This is a genomic window from Streptomyces sp. NPDC001787, from assembly GCF_040297465.1.
In the GTDB taxonomy this organism is placed as follows: Bacteria; Actinomycetota; Actinomycetes; order Streptomycetales; family Streptomycetaceae; genus Streptomyces.
Map to the genome: position 1 here is coordinate 281868 of NZ_JBEOZE010000005.1, position 16626 is coordinate 298493.

Annotated in this window: 15 protein-coding genes; 8 read left to right on the top strand and 7 right to left on the bottom strand. The window is 72.9% G+C overall.

Annotation, left to right across the window (positions count from 1 at the left end):
• A complete protein-coding gene (gene dapD, locus ABT170_RS09865) occupies positions 1-999 on the top strand; it encodes a 2,3,4,5-tetrahydropyridine-2,6-dicarboxylate N-succinyltransferase (protein ID WP_266929655.1) in 999 nt (332 codons plus the stop codon).
• 33 nt (positions 1000-1032) lie between these two features.
• Here dapD and dapA read toward each other — a convergent pair whose 3' ends face one another.
• Positions 1033-1920, bottom strand: a complete 888-nt coding sequence (gene dapA / locus ABT170_RS09870; protein WP_351865602.1) for a 4-hydroxy-tetrahydrodipicolinate synthase — start codon at positions 1918-1920, stop codon at positions 1033-1035.
• A gap of 150 nt (positions 1921-2070) precedes the next feature.
• Between dapA and ABT170_RS09875 the strand changes: the two genes are divergently transcribed.
• Complete coding sequence (locus ABT170_RS09875; protein ID WP_329942334.1) at positions 2071-2754, top strand: DUF4232 domain-containing protein; 684 nt, start codon at positions 2071-2073, stop codon at positions 2752-2754.
• A 5-nt stretch (positions 2755-2759) separates the two neighbouring features.
• Here the strand turns inward: ABT170_RS09875 and ABT170_RS09880 are convergent, their stop codons facing one another.
• Positions 2760-3554 carry a phosphodiesterase gene (locus ABT170_RS09880; protein WP_329942335.1) on the bottom strand — a complete coding sequence of 265 codons (795 nt, stop codon included), beginning with the start codon at positions 3552-3554 and terminating at the stop codon, positions 2760-2762.
• A 131-nt stretch (positions 3555-3685) separates the two neighbouring features.
• Between ABT170_RS09880 and ABT170_RS09885 the strand changes: the two genes are divergently transcribed.
• Complete coding sequence (locus tag ABT170_RS09885) at positions 3686-4393, top strand: antibiotic biosynthesis monooxygenase (RefSeq protein ID WP_351865606.1); 708 nt, start codon at positions 3686-3688, stop codon at positions 4391-4393.
• Positions 4394-4466: 73 nt separating this feature from the next.
• On the opposite strand, the gene ABT170_RS09890 is transcribed toward ABT170_RS09885, so the two are convergent.
• Positions 4467-6302 (bottom strand): DUF8508 domain-containing protein, encoded by a 1836-nt coding sequence (locus tag ABT170_RS09890; RefSeq protein ID WP_351865609.1) that lies wholly within the window; start codon positions 6300-6302, stop codon positions 4467-4469.
• A gap of 230 nt (positions 6303-6532) precedes the next feature.
• Between ABT170_RS09890 and ABT170_RS09895 the strand changes: the two genes are divergently transcribed.
• From ABT170_RS09895 to ABT170_RS09905, 3 genes are all read left to right on the top strand, one after another.
• Positions 6533-8050: a hypothetical protein gene (locus ABT170_RS09895; protein ID WP_351865612.1), complete on the top strand. Its 1518-nt coding sequence runs from the start codon at positions 6533-6535 to the stop codon at positions 8048-8050.
• Positions 8051-8238: 188 nt separating this feature from the next.
• Positions 8239-9699 (top strand): alkaline phosphatase PhoX, encoded by a 1461-nt coding sequence (locus ABT170_RS09900; protein WP_351865615.1) that lies wholly within the window; start codon positions 8239-8241, stop codon positions 9697-9699.
• Between the two features lie 325 nt (positions 9700-10024).
• Positions 10025-10255, top strand: coding sequence for a hypothetical protein (locus tag ABT170_RS09905; RefSeq protein WP_073720249.1), 231 nt, complete (start codon positions 10025-10027; stop codon positions 10253-10255).
• A gap of 121 nt (positions 10256-10376) precedes the next feature.
• On the opposite strand, the gene ABT170_RS09910 is transcribed toward ABT170_RS09905, so the two are convergent.
• The 3 genes from ABT170_RS09910 to ABT170_RS09920 all read right to left on the bottom strand — a co-directional run bounded on the left by ABT170_RS09910 (position 10377) and on the right by ABT170_RS09920 (position 12855).
• Entirely contained in the window at positions 10377-11606 is a 1230-nt protein-coding gene (locus tag ABT170_RS09910; RefSeq protein ID WP_351865618.1) for a TerD family protein, read from the bottom strand.
• Between the two features lie 108 nt (positions 11607-11714).
• Positions 11715-11936 carry a hypothetical protein gene (locus ABT170_RS09915; protein ID WP_351865621.1) on the bottom strand — a complete coding sequence of 74 codons (222 nt, stop codon included), beginning with the start codon at positions 11934-11936 and terminating at the stop codon, positions 11715-11717.
• Between the two features lie 109 nt (positions 11937-12045).
• Positions 12046-12855, bottom strand: coding sequence for an NAD-dependent epimerase/dehydratase family protein (locus tag ABT170_RS09920; protein ID WP_329942342.1), 810 nt, complete (start codon positions 12853-12855; stop codon positions 12046-12048).
• Positions 12856-13143: 288 nt separating this feature from the next.
• Between ABT170_RS09920 and ABT170_RS09925 the strand changes: the two genes are divergently transcribed.
• Both ABT170_RS09925 and ABT170_RS09930 read left to right on the top strand, forming a co-directional pair.
• The gene (locus tag ABT170_RS09925) at positions 13144-14103 is read left to right on the top strand and encodes a 5-dehydro-4-deoxyglucarate dehydratase (RefSeq protein ID WP_351865624.1); all 960 of its coding nucleotides are present in this window, start codon (positions 13144-13146) and stop codon (positions 14101-14103) included.
• On the top strand, positions 14100-15278 hold the full coding sequence (locus tag ABT170_RS09930) for a hypothetical protein (RefSeq protein ID WP_351865627.1): 1179 nt from the start codon (positions 14100-14102) through the stop codon (positions 15276-15278). The genes ABT170_RS09925 and ABT170_RS09930 overlap by 4 nt, the downstream gene beginning before the upstream one ends.
• A 26-nt stretch (positions 15279-15304) precedes the next feature.
• On the opposite strand, the gene ABT170_RS09935 is transcribed toward ABT170_RS09930, so the two are convergent.
• Complete coding sequence (locus ABT170_RS09935) at positions 15305-16540, bottom strand: MFS transporter (RefSeq protein WP_351865630.1); 1236 nt, start codon at positions 16538-16540, stop codon at positions 15305-15307.
• Positions 16541-16626: the final 86 nt, after the last annotated feature.

Consider the following 16626-nt stretch of genomic DNA (forward strand, 5'->3'; position numbering starts at 1 on the left):
ATGACCGACACGACTTCCCAGGGTTCTGCCCGCACCACCGGCGCCGTCGCCGCCGGCCTCGCCACCATCGCCGGTGACGGCACCGTCCTCGACACCTGGTTCCCCGCGCCCGCGCTCGCCGCGGAGCCCGGCCCGGCCGGTACGCAGCGCCTCAGCCCGGAAGAGGCCGTGAACCGGCTCGGTGAGGGTGCGGCCAAGGCCCTCGGCGTGGACGCCCGGCGCGGTGTCGAGGTCGTCGCCGTCGCCACGGTCATCTCCTCGCTCGACGACAAGCCGCTCGACGCGCACGACGCGTACCTGCGTCTGCACCTGCTCTCGCACCGTCTCGTCCAGCCGCACGGCCAGAACCTCGACGGTGTCTTCGGGCTGCTCGCCAACGTCGCCTGGACCTCGCTGGGCCCGGTCGCCGTCGACGACCTGGAGAAGGTGCGGCTGAACGCCCGCGCCGAGGGCCTGCACCTCCAGGTCACCTCGGTCGACAAGTTCCCGCGGATGACGGACTACGTGGCGCCCAAGGGCGTCCGCATCGCCGACGCCGACCGGGTCCGCCTCGGCGCGCACCTCGCGTCCGGCACGACCGTCATGCACGAGGGCTTCGTCAACTTCAACGCGGGCACGCTCGGCACCTCGATGGTCGAGGGCCGGATCTCCGCGGGCGTCGTCATCGGCGACGGCTCCGACATCGGCGGCGGCGCCTCCACCATGGGCACCCTCTCCGGCGGCGGCAAGGAGCGCATCGTGATCGGCGAGCGCTGCCTGATCGGCGCCGAGGCGGGCATCGGCATCGCCCTGGGCGACGAGTGCGTGGTCGAGGCGGGCCTGTACGTCACGGCCGGTACGCGCGTCACGCTGCCGGACGGCCAGATCGTCAAGGCCCGTGAGCTCTCCGGTGCCTCGAACATCCTCTTCCGCCGCAACTCGGTCACCGGGACCGTCGAGGCCCGCCCGAACAACTCGGTGTGGGACGGGCTCAACGACATCCTGCACGCGCACAACTGAGGCCCCGCGCACCGACTGAAAACCCGCGCACCACTAGCGCGTAGCGGCGAGGAGTTCCTCGTACGCCTCCCGCAGCCCGTCGGCCGCCCCGCGCCCGGCGGGCTGCAGCGGTTCGCGGACCGGCCCCGCCGCGAGCAGCGCCTTGACCGTGACCGTTCCGGGCAGACCGGAGGCCATCATCAGTTCGGTGAGGCGGACCGTGAGGGCGTTCAGCCGGGCCGCCTCATCGGTGCGGCCCGCGTCGAACGCGTCCAGCGGCGCCCGCATCTGGCGGGGCGCCACATTGGCGACCGTACTGACGAAGCCCGCGCCGCCCAGCGCGTACAGCGGAAGGTTCAGCTCCTCGCACCCCGAGTAGTACGCCAGGGAGGTCCGCGACATCACCTTCGTCGAGCCGAGGAGGTCGTACGCGCAGTCCTTCACCGCCACGACGCGCGGGTGCTCCGCGAGCCGCAGCAGGGTCTCCGTCCCGATACGGGTGCCCGTGCGGCCCGGGATGTCGTACAGCATCAGCGGGATGCCGGACGACTCCGCGACGCGCAGGAAGTGCGCCTCGACGGCGGCCTGCGGCGGGCGGCTGTAGTACGGGGTGACCACCAGCAGGCCGTCCGCGCCCGCGTCCTCGGCCTCCCGGGCCAGCCGCAGGGTGTGCCGGGTGTCCGCGCTGCCGACGCCCGAGAGCAGTGCCACCCCGTCCCCGACCGCCTCCCGGACCGCCCGCAGCAGAGCGGTCTTCTCCCCGTCGGCCGTGGTGGGGGACTCACCGGTGGTCCCGCTGAGCACCAGACCGTCGCAGCCGTCCGCGACCAGCGCGGAGGCATGCGCGCGGGCCGTCTCCAGATCCAGCTCACCGGCGGCGGTGAACGGAGTGATCATGGCGCAGAGCGCGCGTCCGAAAGGGCGTGGCGTGGTCGCTGTCATGTCCGAAGTGTCGGCCCCGGCGGATGTGGAGGTCCACTTAGATCTGCTTGGCGTGAGGGGCAAGCGGTGCTGAACAGTCCCGGTCCGCTCCCGGCCGTCTGACATGATCGAACGGACGGACGAGAGTGGACCGGGGCGAGGGGCGGGCGCATGGGGAAGCCGGTACGAAGAGCGGTCGTGGCCCTCTGGACGGCGGCGGCGGGAGTGACCCTGACCGGCTGTGCCGGGTTCCTCGTCCCGGCCGGTGAGGGTGAGCCGGAACCGACACCGAGCGCCACGCGCACGGTCCCCCACGGTGTGCACGCCGACACGCTGCCGCCGACGCCCGCCGCACCGCAGAGCCCGCCGGCGACCGGCGGACCCGGCGGGGGCGTCGTCACCGGTCCCCCCGCCACCGCGCCCGCCGCTTCCGGTGACTGTCCCGCCTCCGGTGTCGTCGTGGACATGGGGCAGGTCGAAACCGCGATGATGCACCGGGCCGTCGTGCTCACGCTCACCAACTGCGGCGACAAGCCCTACCGCGTCCGCGGCTACCCCTCGGTCCAGGCGCTCGGCGAGGACGGCGAACGGCTGCCGGTCAAGGTCAACCCGGGCGGCTCCTACTTCGGCCAGGACCCGGGGCCCAAGGAGGTCGTGCTGAAGCCCGGCGCCTCCGTGAAGTCGATCCTCGCCTGGGTCTCCACCAAGGAGGGCGGCGACCTCATCGAGGGCGACGCGCTGGAGATCGCCGCCGCCACGGACACCGGGGCCCGCGTCTTCCCGCTGGAGGGCCACGACATCCGCCTGATGGACGAGCTGAACATGACCGCCTGGCGCACCCGGCTGAGCACCTGAGCCGCTCAGGGGCGGAGCAGGGGCGCGGCTGTACGGCTCACCGGGACGACGTGGGTGACCCAGGTGTCCTCGGCGGTGTCCCCGGTGAGCTGATGCAGGAGGAAGGACGTCGGTTCGGGCAGATATCCCGGCACGCCCCCGCCCATGGCCAGACCGCTCTGCAGGTACGTGCTCGGGGCGACGGCCACCGTGCTGCCCGCGAACGCCGCCGTGACCGGGCGGTGGACATGGCCCGCCAGGACCCGTACGACCTGCGGGTGCGCGGTGACCACCTCGGCCAGGGCCGCGCCGTCCGCCAGGCGCATCCCGTCCAGGAACGGGATGCCGACCGGGACCGGAGGATGGTGCAGGCAGACGACGGCGGGCACCCCGGGGCGGTGTGCGAGTGCCGCGTCGAGCCAGGCCAGCTGGTCCGGCCCGAGGCGCCCACCGGCCGAACCGGGCACCTTCGAGTCCAGGACCAGCACCGTGAGCGCCGGATGCTCCACCACGTAGTACGGCAGCTGCCCGCCGCCCAGGAAGGGCGTCCCGCCGAACGCCCCGACCAGCTCGGCCGGGGCGTCGTGGTTGCCCGCCACCAGGTGCAGCGGCAGCGGGAACCCGTTGATGACCTCGCGCAGGACCGCGTACTCCCCGGGGCTGCCGTGTTCGGTCAGATCGCCGGTGACGACCACGCAGTCGGGGCGGGGCTCCAGGGCCAGCACCCGGCGCAGGGCGGTGCTCAGCCCGGCGGCTGGTGCGCCGGCCGGGGCACCGGAGGTGAGGTGGGGATCGCTGAGATGGGCCACGGAGACAGTCATCCCGGTCCGCTACCCCGCCGGGGCGCGGGTAGGCGGACCGGCCGTGTCTGTTGACCTCAAGCGCGATTGAGGGGCGACGGTGGTGACCGGAACGGCGCACCACCGGGGTGCTGCCGGAGGGGAGCACCACCATGACCACGCAGTTCAACTCCCGGCCCGACCTCAGGCGTTCTGATGCCGGCGTCGTCAAGGCCAGTACCTGGGACGTCGGTACGCCCGAGCGGCAGCGACTGACCGTCGAGGCGGTCCGTGAGGCGTGGGGGAGCCGCGACTGGCCGCACCCGGGGCTGCTCTCGTACAGCGTGTACACCGGGGAGGACGGCAGAACGCTCCTGCACTACTCGCAGTGGTCCGGCGAGCAGGCCTACCAGGACTTCTTCCGGGAGGGCCGCGACGAGCGCAACGCCGCCGTCGACGCCGCCGTGCCCGGCATCGAACGCCTCGGGCTGCACACGTACGAGCTGTACCGCTCCACGCCCCCGGACCCGGGCGACGGCCGCGAGCCCGGGTGCGTGGTGATCGTCGGGGTGGAGTTCGCCGGTCCCGACCCGGCCCGGCAACGGGACTGGGTGGACACGGTGTTCGAGGCCCTGGGCACCGAACCGATGCCCGCCCCGGGCGGTATCTCCGGGCACTTCCATGTGAGCACGGACGGCACGCGGGTCCTCAACTACGCCGAGTGGGAGAGCGCGCGGGCGCACCGCGACGCGCTCTCCGCACCCGGCGACGGTGTCGGTTCGAGGACGCCCCAGTGGGAGAGGGTGCAGTCCTACCCCGGGGTGACCGGCGGCGGTGTGCACCGCTACACGCCCGCGCTCTCCCTCGGCGCGGGCGGATAGCGGTGCGGCGCGCCCCCGGGTGCGACACCCGCGGGAGCGACCCCCGGGAGCGTGACACTCAGGGGCGTGACACTCACGGGCGGAAGCGCAGCACCTGCGGGTCGTGGTCGCTGTTCTGGTCGGCGAACTCCGCGTTGATGTGCACGCTGTCGTAGTCGAAGCCGCGGATCGACGGGCTGGTCAGGATCTGGTCCAGGACCTGGGTGTTGCCCTGGTAGACGTAGGAGTAACGCTCCGGCCGCGGCAGGGACTTCACCGCCGGGTACAGCGCGCCCCCGGACGTCAGCGCCTTCGTCGTACCGGAGAACTCGAAGTCGTTGATGTCCCCCACGACCAGCACGTCGGCCCGCTTGTCCGCGTTCAGCAGCTTCTTCACGAAGGTGTTGACCGACTGCGCCTGGGCCAGCCGCTGGACCTCGGAGGAGCGCGTCGGCGGCTGGTGGTGCGAGAGGATCGACTCGTCCCCGCCCTTCGACGAGAAGTGGTTGGCGACGACGAACACCGGACGGCCGCGGAAGGCGAACTCGCCGACGAGCGGCTTGCGGCTGTCCGTCCACGCGGCGGCCGACGGGTCCACACGGCCGGGGGAGAGGGTCAGGGCCGCCCGGCCCCGCTCCCGGACGACCTCGGTCGCGGTGGTCGCGTCGCCGCCCGCGCGGTCGGTGAACGACACCCGCTCCGGGTTGAACAGGAACACCTGACGGATGTTGCCGCCCGGCTCGCCGCCGTCCTTCTTGTCCTCGGGGGCGATGGAGCGCCAGTCGTACGCCGGTCCGCCCGCCGCCGTGACCGCCTCGGTGAACCTGCGCACGGTCCGCTCGGCCGAGACCGTGCCGTCGTCCGTCGGGCCGTTGTCGTCCTGGATCTCCTCCAGGGCCAGGATGTCCGGCGAGGCGAGGTTGTCCACGACGGCCGCCGCCAGCGCGTCGAACTTCTCCTGCGGGTCGCCCGGGTCGAGGTTCTCGACGTTGTACGTCGCCACCGCCAGCTCCCCGTCGCGCTGGGCACGCGTCCGCTCCCGGCCCGGCCCGCGGTCCACGACCGTGCCGAGGGTGCGCGCGGTGAGCGTGTAACCGCCGTACTGGCTGAAGTCCAGCGGCCCCTCGGTCGGGCCCGCCAGCACATCGCCGACGTCCGCCTTGGGGAACGGCTGCTCGGCGAGCGGCACCAGGGACTGGATCTGGAGCCGCCCGGTGTTCTGCGAGGTGTACGAGCCGTAGACCGTGCCGCCCCGACGGTTCGTGTTCTCGTGCGGCTTGACCGTCACCCACAGCTCCGCGTGGGAGTCGGTGGCGCCGACCACGCGCGAGGAACCGACACGGACGTTCATGCCCTCCAGCGACTCGTAGAAGTCCAGGGCGTACCGGCCCGGGGAGAGCCGGAGTCCGTTGACCGAGCCGCCGGCCGCCGGGTCGCCCGCCGGGGCGTAGCGGGCGGGTACCGAGTGCGCCGAGACGGTGACCGGGGCGGGCAGCGCGTTGCCGGACGAGACGACGGAGACGGTGGGCCTGGTGATCTGGGTGAGCGACTGGTTGCCGGACGCGGCGCCGCCGGGGACGTACTCGGCGACCGTGCCCGAGACGGTGACCGCGTCGCCCACCGCGACGGCCGGTGCCGAGCCGGTGTAGACGAAGACACCCTCACTGGTGGCCCGGTCGGTGTCGGCGTCCGGGTCCTGGAACCAGAAGCCCTTCGAGCCGTAGCCGCGCACACCGGTGACGATGCCCGGAACATCGGTGACCTGCGCACCGGCCAGCGGGGATATCCGGGTGGTGCCCTGGATGTCATGGATACGGACCTGGCCGTCGGGGGCCGCGACGGCCGAGGACGCGCCGGTGAGCAGACCTGCGGCCAGGGCGGCGGTGACGACGGCGGAGACGGCGGTGGTGCGGGAGGATGCGGCTGGCATCACGGACTCCGGAGGGTTCGAGGGTGCGGAAGGACGCGTAGCGGGCTCGGCGGCACAACGTCTACGCGCGTCAATCTCTTGGGTCCGTACCGGAGTTGTCAAGGTTCTCCGTGAGACGGCGGTGGTAGGCCGCCTGAACCGGGTGGCATGGGACGAAATGCGTCTACGCTTGGTCGGCCCAAGCCGCGTACGCACCCGGTACGCCCGAGCACGCCCGAGGAGAACCCCCGATGTCCGCAGAGCGCCCCACCCTGCCGCCGGTGCGGCTGCATTCCGAGGCCGAGCTGGCACGGGCCGCCCTGGCCGCTCCGCTGCTCGCCCGCGCCGTCCGGCTCGCCCGCTGGGCCGGACCCGCCACCCGTGTCGGCGCGGGCGGCGAGCTGGCCGAGGCGCAGCTTCCGGCGGCGGCCGAGCACCTCGGCCTCACCCCGGACGAGGACGGTGCCGCGTACGCCAGCGAGGCGTGGCGCCTCGCCGTCGACACCGGGCTCCTGGACGTCACCGACCCCGAGGAACCGGCGCGGGACGCCGGGGACCCGGAGGCGGGCGGGGAGAGCGCCGAGGACACCGCCGAGGCCGAGGGGACCGTCACCGAGGGCGAGAACCTGGCCCTGCTCACCGGCGGCTCCCCGCAGGACGTCCTGGCGATCTGGCTCGACGGCCTGGAAGCGGTGCACGCCGACGCCACCGCACCGGTCTTCGACGACTTCGCCGACCTCGTCAACGAGGACGGCTCGATCGACTTCGACGCCCTGGACTGGGACCCGGAGGCGGAGGCGGAGTTCCTCGACGGGGTCCTCGGCAACCTCTACCTCCTCACCCTCGCGGACAACGGCGCGGGCGACGGGCCCGTACCGCTGCCGGCCCTCGCCGCGTCGATGATCGTGCCCGACGACATGGGCGAGCCGACCGACGACATCCTGGAGCAGGTGTCGGAGGCGATGATGCGGCTGGACGACCAGTTCCGGCTGCTGGAGCCCATCGGGATCGTCGAATACCGGCCGGTCGACGAGGCGTTGCTGGTCGAGGAGGGCGAGCAGGGCGACCAGCCGGCCGCGCTCGCCGACGAGGACGACGTCACCCGGTACGGCATGGTCAAGCTCACCCCGCTCGGCCTCTACGGCATCCGGAACCGGATGCTGGAGGCCGGGGTGGACGCGCCCGCCGTCGGCGACCTCGCCGGCAAGGGCGCCGATGTGCTCCTCGACGGCATCGCCCACTACCCGGAGGCGGCGGCCCGGTCCGAGGTCGAGCTCTGGCTCGGCGACCGGGGCGCCGACGGCGCGGTGGCCGCCGCCGCCGAACTGCTGGCGGCGGCGCGCGGCACGGACGAGGGGGCGCCGCTGCGCCGGCTGCACTGCCAGCAGGCGCTCTCGCTGGCGGGTCCCGAGGCGGAGCCCGCGGTGCGCGCGGTGCTCGGCCACCCGGAGCTGGGTGGTCTGGCCCGGGTCTGGCTCGCGGAGCGCGGAGCGGCCGACGTCCCCGCGCCGCCGGAGTCGATGATCTTCTGGCTGGCCATCGACACCATCGCCGCGCAACTGGACGCGGACGGCGATCTGGAGGAGCTCCAGGGGCTTGTCGAGGGTCTCGCCGGGCAGCACAGCGGCTTCTTCGACGGTGCCTGGCGGGTCGACCACCCGGCGACGGCGGATGTCCTGGAGGCCATGGGGCGGCTGCACAGCGACAAGAAGACGGCGAAGGACGCCCGCAAGGCCGCGTTCAAGGCCCGCTCGCGCACGGGCGGCTGAGCGCGCGGGACGCTCCCGGTGGGCGGGGCCGGAATCAGGGCCCGCCCACCGGAACTGCGGGAAACCCGGCCGCGGAGGCCCGCGCACGGCAAGGGTGTTGCTCGAAGTCGCCCGCTGTTCAACCGGCGTTCGCACACGGCGGGGAATGTGGGCGGGCCAGCCACCAGCCAGCCGCACCAGGAGCCCCGATGCCCGTCACGCGCAGGGAATTCACCAAGCAGTCCGCCCTCACCGGCGCGGGCATCGCCCTGACGGGTGCGGTCGGCACCCTGGCGACCGCACCCGGCGCCCTCGCCGCCGAGGACGCGCGGCACGGCCACGGCCACGACGGGCACGGCCACGGTCACGGCAGGGAGCCCGGCTACGGCCCGCTGATCCCCGACCCCGAGGGCATACTCGCGCTGCCGGCCGGATTCTCGTACCGCATCGTCACCCACAGCGGTGTCACCAAGCTGGAGTCGGGCGAGTACACCCCCTCCAACCACGACGGCACGGCCGCCTTCGAGGGCCCGCGCGGAGTCACCCTCCTCGTCAACAACCACGAGCTGAGCGGCACCCGCGCCAAGTGGAAGTACCCGGTCCCGCTCACCGAGGGCCTCGTCTACGACCCGGTCGCGGCCGGTGGCTGCACCGTCGTGGAGACCCGTCGCGACGGCCGCACCGCCGAGTGGGTCGGCATCGCCGGTACGTCCACCAACTGCGCGGGCGGCAGCACTTCCTGGGGCACCTGGCTGACCTGCGAGGAGACCGAGGACAAGGCCGGCAGGAACGGTCTGCTCAAGGACCACGGCTATGTCTTCGAGGTCGACCCCTACGACAGGCGCGCCAACCGTGACCCGCGCCCGGTCAAGGCCTTCGGCCGGTACGCGCACGAGGCCGTCGTCATCGATCCCAAGCGCGGCCACGCCTACCTCACCGAGGACGCCTCCGGCCCCAACGGACTGCTCTACCGCTGGGTCCCGCCGCACGGCTTCAAGCACGGCCGGGGCAAGCTGCGCACGCTCGCCGACGACGCGGGTGTCCTCCAGGCCACCAAGTGCTTCGACGGGAGCGGGCGCTTCGTCGACGACCTGTCGCGCGCCACGAAGGTCGGCACGGTGTACGGGGTCGACTGGGTCGACGTGCCCGACCGTGACGCGAGGACCGTCTCCGTGCGCAAGCAGTTCACCGACAGTCAGGTCACCCGTGCCCGGAAGCTCGAAGGCATGTGGTGGGGCGACGGCGGCGCCTACTTCGTCTCCTCGTACGCCCGCGACGAGAGCCCCGTCCAGCACGACGGCCAGGTCTGGTTCTACGACCCGAAGCGGCGCACGGTGACCCTGAAGGTGATCCTCGGCGTCAACGCCGACCCGTCCAGGGACGGCGCCTTCGACGGCCCCGACAACATCACCGTGTCGCCGTACGGCGGCATCGTCATCTCCGAGGACGGCGAGGGCGTCCAGCACCTCTTCGGGGCGACCGAGAGCGGTGCCACGTACCCGATCGCGCGCAACGAGCTCAACGCGGGCACCGAGGAGGAGCCCTCGTACAGCGAGATCGCCGGGGTCACGTTCTCGCCCGACGGGAAGACGCTGTTCGCCAACATCCAGACGCCCGGCATCATGCTGGCCATCACGGGCCCGTGGCGGCGCCGTCCGAACGGACACTGACCGGCACCGCCGGCCGCCGAGGGGAGGCCGCCGGTACTCACGGAGGGTCGCGCCGTGTTCGCGTACGGTGGTGATGGTGTCGTGCGGCCCGGGGCGGAGGGGCCTGCCGCACCGGTGAACCGGACCGGCCGCGGCGCGTCCGGGAGTGGAGAACGCCACACCTTCGGGGGTCTTTCCGGCGCGGAATTCCGGGCGGCGAGCCTGCCGAAGGCGGGTGGAACCGCCGCCGGGGCCCGGTAACGCCTGATTACGAATCCGGTACTTCTGGGCCTCCGGAAGCGGTCGGGCATGGCGTCGGGCGTCGCGGGGGCGCATACTCAAGGTAATGAAACAGTCAGCCGGATCCCGGCGTCACCTGCCTTCCAGTCCCTTCAACCGCCCGGCCCAGGCGGCCCCACCGGTCGAATGTTTCGATGTGGGCGACAGGGTGTCGCACGATCAGTTCGGGCTCGGCAGAATCCTTGCTGTCGAGGGCGACAACGATGCAGTCCTCATCGACTTCTCGGGGCGACAGGGGAGGATCCTGAGCCCGTACTCCAAGCTGACCAAGCTCTGAGAGGGCGGACGAGTTCGAGCAGCGTCCACCCGGAGAACCTCCGGATCCGGGGCACCTGAGAACATCAGGTGCCCCGGAAGCCGTTTGCCGGGGGTTGCCGGGGGCTGTTCCCGGCCCGGGGTTACAGGGACTTGGCGGCGGGCTTCACCATGCCGCGCACGGTGCGCGACTTCACGAACTCGCCCATGGCGGTCATCTCCCACTCACCGGAGAACTGCTTGATCAGCTTGGCCATCATCACGCCGGTCTGCGGCTCGGCGCCCGTCAGGTCGAAGCGGACCAGCTCCTCGCCGGTGGCCGCGTCGAGCAGCCGGCAGTAGGCCTTGGCGACCTCGGTGAACTTCTGACCGGTGAACGAGTTCACCGTGAAGACCAGTCCGGTGGCCTCGGCGGGGATACGGCCCAGATCCACGACGATCACCTCGTCGTCACCCGCGCCCTCGCCCGTGAGGTTGTCGCCGGAGTGCTTGACCGCACCGTTCAGGATGGAGAGCTTGCCGAAGTAGCAGCTGTCCAGGTGGTTGCGGTTCGGGCCGTAGGCGATCACCGAGGCGTCGAGGTCGATGTCCTTGCCCCGGAACGCGGGCTCCCAGCCGAGGCCCATCTTGACCTGCGAGAGCAGCGGCCGGCCGCCCTTGACCAGGGACACGGTCTGGTTCTTCTGGAGGTTGACCCGGCCCTTGTCGAGGTTGACCTTGCCGGAGCCCGCGGGCGCGGCGGCCGGAGGGGCGGGCGGCGCGGGGGGAGCGATCCGCGGGTCCACCGGGGCGGCGTGCGGGACCGGGGCGGCCGGCGGGACCGGTGCCGGAGGGGCGACCGGGGCGGCCGGGGCGGCGGCCGGGGCCGCGGGCTCCTCGACCGAGACGCCGAAGTCCGTGGCGATGCCCGCGAGTCCGTTCGCGTAGCCCTGGCCGACCGCGCGGGCCTTCCAGGCGCCGTTGCGCAGATAGATCTCGATGACCACCAGCGCCGTCTCGGCGCCCAGCTGGGGCGGGGTGAAGGTGGCGAGCACACTGCCGTCGTCCGCGTTGCGCACGGTGGCGGTGGGCTCGATGCCCTGGAAGGTCTGGCCGGCGGCGTCCGGGCTCGCGGTGACGACGATCTTCTCGATGCCGGGCGGGACCGCGGCGGTGTCCACCACGATCGCGTCGGGCGCGGAACCGCCGCCGGAGCGGTAGGTCACCCCGGGGCCCGAGGGCTGGTTGTAGAAGATGAAGTCGTCGTCGGAGCGCACCTTGCCGTCGGCGGTGAGCAGCAGGCCCGAGACGTCGAGCCGCACCGGTGCGGCGACGTCCACCGCCACACGGGCGGCGGAGAGAGGGATGTTCGAGCCGGGGGTCATTGCGGTCATGCACCGGGTAACGAACGACCCCGCTTTGCCGTTCCCTTACCTTCGCGCACCTTCGCGCACCTTCGCGCGCCTCCACCCGGACCGCCCGGCGCGGCCCCGGTCCCCGGCTCAGCGTCGGTTGCGGGGGTGGTCGCGGGCGGTGCGCTCATTGCCGTGCCGGTACGCGCCCGTCCAGCGCGCCATCACCAGCTGGGCGTCCCCCGACTCCACCTCCGCCAGGAACTTCTCCGCCCGGCCGCCGCGCAGGGTGCCCGCGGGACGGCCGTGATGGGTGATCGTGACGATGGCGTCGCCCCGCTGCTCGTACCGGAATCCGGAAGGTCTGGGCATGGGCGCATCCTGCCCGGCCCCCGCCGTCCTGTCCCGCGGTTTTCGGGTGCCGGGCAGGTGGGGGACCGGCGTTCCGCGCCGGTGGGGACCGCGCCGCTCCCGTGGGGGATCAGCGCGGCCAGATGGGCGGGTCGGTCACGAAGTGGCCGCCCAGATGGGCGTGGTCGGGGTTGGCGGGGTCCAGTTCGCCCTGCTCGGCGATGAGCCCCGCCGCGTAGCCCTCCGAGTCGTCCCTCGGTTCGTACCCGAGCGCCCTGGCGGTCGTCAGGTCCCACCACAGGCGGGTGTTGTCGGAGGAGCCGTACACGACGGTGTGCCCGACGTCCTCGGCGGTGAGCGCGGCGTGGAAGAGCCGGGCGCCGTCGGCGGGGCTCATCCAGACCGACAGCATCCGTACCGATGTCGGCTCGGTGAAGCAGGACCCGATGCGCACGGAGACGGTCTCGATGCCGTGCTTGTCCCAGTAGAGCTGGGCCAGGTCCTCCCCGAAGGACTTGGACAGGCCGTAGAAGGTGTCGGGGCGGCGCTTGACGCCGATGGGGAGCAGCGGATCGCCGGGGACCGGGCGCGGGGTGTAGCCGATGACGTGGTTGGAGGAGGCGAGGACGATGCGGCGCACGCCCTCCGCGCGCGCGGCTTCGTAGAGGTTGTACGTCCCCTCGATGTTCGCGCGCAGAATCTTCTCGAAGGAGGCTTCCAGGGAGATGCCCGCGAGGTGGATGACCGCGTCGGTGCCCCGCACCGCCGCGCGCAGAGCCTCCCTGTCGCCCAGGTCGGCGGTGATCGCGGCGGGTTCGCCCTCGACCGGGGCCATGTCGAAGAGCCGGAGTTCGTAGCCGTACGCGGGCAGCAGCCCCCGCATCAGGGTGCCGAGGCCGCCGGCGGCGCCGGTGAGCAGGACGGTGCGTGGAGCGGGCATACGGGATCTCCTCGGTGCGGCGCATCCATCGGCCGCGCGGCGATCGGATGCGCGAAGCATCAAATCCATGGATGTCATTCACATGCATGGACAAGCTAAGAACCCGTGGCCGGACCCGTCAAGTGTCGTGGACGGGGTCCGGCTCCGCCGTGCGGAGCGGTTGGCTCGGTGCCGCGAGGGCGTGTTCCCTTCTTGACCTGCGCCGCGCGGCTGCCTTAGCGTGATGCTGTTCAGAAATATGGACGACGGTCAGAGTTGTGTACGTCTGAATCTGCTCAGGGAGCGCACGTGTCCTCAGCCCCCCTTGCCGCCCGGCTCACCCATGTCGCCGGGCCGCTCTTCTTCCCCGTCACCGCGTACGGGCCTGACGGCACCGTCGACCTCGACACCTTCCGTACCCATGTGCGCCGGGGCGTCGACGCCGGTGCGGCAGCCGTCTTCGCCTGCTGCGGTACGGGCGAGTTCCACGCGCTGACCCAGGAGGAGTTCCGCCTCGTCGTCGCCGCCGCGGTCCAGGAGACGGCCGGCCGGGTCCCCGTCGTCGCGGGCGCCGGATACGGCACGGCACTCGCGGTCCAGTACGCGAAGCTGGCCGAGGAGGCGGGGGCCGACGGGCTCCTCGCCATGCCCCCCTACCTCGTCGTCGCCGACCAGGAGGGGCTGCTGAAGCACTACGCGGCCCTCGCGGCGGGCACCTCCCTGGAGACGATCGTCTACCAGCGCGACAACGCGGTCTTCACCCCGCAGACCGTCGTCGCCCTCGCCCAGACGCCCGGGATCATCGGGCTCAAGGACGGCTACGGCGACCTCGACCTGATGCAGCGCATCGTCAGCGCCGTACGCACCCAGCTGCCCGGCGGGGACTTCCTGTACTTCAACGGGCTGCCCACCGCCGAGCTGACCGGACCGGCCTACCGGGGCATCGGCGTCACGCTCTACTCCTCCGCCGTCTTCGCCTTCGCCCCCGACATCGCCCTCGCCTTCTACCGGGCCCTCGAAGCCGGCGAGGACGGCCTGGTCAACGCGCTGCTCGACCGCTTCTACCGGCCCCTGGTCGAACTGCGCGCCCAGGGCCGCGGATACGCCGTCTCCCTGGTCAAGGCGGCCGTCCGGCTCCAGGGCCTGGACGTCGGCGGGGTACGCACCCCGCTCACCGAGCCGACCGCCGCCCACGTCAAGGACCTGGCCGGGATCATCGCGAGCGGGCGCGCGCTGCTGGAGGAGTACGCGGAGGGGGAGCGGGCGTGAAGACCTCCGCCTTCCTCTACCCGTGGGACGTCATCGGGGACCCGGACGCCCCCGCGCGGATCGCGGACCTCGGCGTCCAGCAGGTGACGCTGGCCTCCGCCTACCACTCCACCCGGGCCCTCACCCCGCGCCATCCGGAACGCAGGATCGTCACCGCCCAGCACGCCGCGGTGCTCTACCCGCCGGACGCGAGCCGCTGGGCGGGGCGCGAACCGGCGCCCTACGCGCAGACCTGGGTGGACCGGGACGACCCGTACGGCGACGCGGCGCACGCCCTGGCCGGGGCCGGTCTCGACGTGCACAGCTGGGTCGTCCTCGCGCACAACTCCCGGCTGGGCGCGGAGTATCCGCACCACAGCGTCGTCAACGCCTACGGCGACCGCTACCCCTGGGCGCCCTGCATCGCCCGGCCCGCGGTCCGCGACTACCTCGTCGCCCTGGCGGAGGAGGCCGCCGCCCGGCCCGGGACGAGCGGCACCGAACTGGAGTCCTGCGGCTGGTACGGCTTCGCCCATCTGCACGCCCACGACAAGGTCACGGGCGTCGGTCTGGGGGACGCGGCGCAGTACCTGATGTCCCTGTGCTTCTGCGCCTCCTGCCGGGACGGCTACGCCGCGCAGGGACTGGACGCCGACGAACTGGGGGCGGCCGTGCGCCGCGCCCTGGCCCCCGGCTGGGCCGGTTCCGGCTCCACCGAAGCCGGCTGGTCCGGCGTCGAGAAGCTCCTCGGGCCCGGCCTCGCCGACGCCACCCTCCGATGGCGGACCTCCGCAGCCCGCGCGCTCCAGGAGGCCGCGGTCGCCGCGGTGCGGGCGGCGGCCGGGCCGGGCTTCCAGGTCCTGCTGCACGCCGACCCCGCCCCGTACCGCTCGGGGGCCAACGCCGGAGTGGAGGCGGAGCACATCCTCGGGGTGGCCGACGGCGTGGTGCTGCCGTGCACCGGCGGTGACGCGGTGCGCGAGGCGGTGCTCGGGCCGTTCGCGGGGCGGTCCGCGGTGCTCGCCGCCAACTTCGGTGTGGTGACCGGGATGGGCGGCGCTCCCGGCACCCTGGAGCGGGACGCGGCCCACGCCGCCTCCCTCGGCGCGAACCAACTGCGCCTCTATCACGCCGGGCTGGCCTCCGACCCGGACCTCAGAGCCGTCGCCGAGGCGCTGTCGCGCATCGGGCGATGACGGGAACGGACCGGTGGGGGCGCCCGTCAGCCTCCCCCGCCGGTCCGGACCGGCCGCGGTGCCCCCCGGCGCCCCCGGACCGGCAGCACCGCCGCGAACAGTCCCAGCGCGCCCGTCAGTGCCAGCAGCACCCGGGTGTCCAGTACCGCGACGAGCCCCGCGCCGAGGGCCAGCGCCAGCGCGTTGGGCGCCATCATCAGCGAGTTGGCCGTCGCCGCCGTCCGGCCGAGCGCCGCGTCCGGTGTCTCCCGCTGCACGGCCGTCATCGCCGCGATCAGCACACACGGCAGCCCGAACCCGATCGCCACGGCGCTCACCGGGGCCACCGCGTCGTACGGCAGCGCACGCGCCCCCACGGCAACCGCGAACAGCGCGATCCCGGCCCCCGCGAACACCCGCTCGCCCAGCCGCCGCAGCAGCGGTCCGGCCAGCAGCCCGACCGCCACCGAACCGGCGCCCTGGGCCGCGTACAGCAGTCCGGCGTACGCGGGGGAGCGGCCGAGCACATCGTCGACATAGGCGTAGGCCGCGGCCCCGTTCAGCCCGGCGAGCAGCATCGTCGCCGCTCCGGCGCGCACCAGGGGCCGCAGCACCGGCGATTGCCGCAACTGCCGGGCGCCCTCGGACAGTTCTCTCCAGCGTGACTCCTTCCCGGTCCCGCTCCGCAGCGGCTCCCGCGCCTCCTCGCGCACCGGCAGCCGCGCGAAGATCAGCGCGGCCAGGACGAAGGTCGCCGCGTCCAGCACCGCCACCGTTCCGCCGCCGAACCGTGCGTACAGTCCCGCGCCGGCGAGCGGGGCGAGCAGCTTCATCCCCTCGTTGGCGCTCATCCGCAGCCCGTTGAGGTCGCCCAGCAGTGCGGGGTCCACCGAACGTGCGACCAGGGCCGCTTCCGCCGCGTCCACGAGCACCCCGCTCACCCCGTAGAGCACCAGGACCACGAAGACCAGCCAGATCCGCCCGGCCGAACCGACCAGCGGCAGCGTCATCAGCAGGACCGCCATCGCGGCGTTCACCCGGACCAGCAGCGGCTTTCCCGGCAGCCGGTCGGCGACCGCGCCGAGCGCCGGAGCGATGAGCACCGGCGCCCACATCGCGAACACGGTCAGCGCGGCGAGGGAGTCGGACCCGGTGAGCGACTTGACCCAGATCCCGGCCGTCAGCCACATCGCCGAGGTCCCGAAACCGGAGACGACCACCCCCGCCAGATACCGCCCCGCCGTGCGGTCCCGGAGCACCCTGCCCGCCGCTGACCCCGCCATCGCACCCCACCGTGCCTTCCTGACCCGCGCATCCGTCACAGGGACCAGGCTCGTGACTAAGGAGGGGGGACGGCATCGGGAAGATT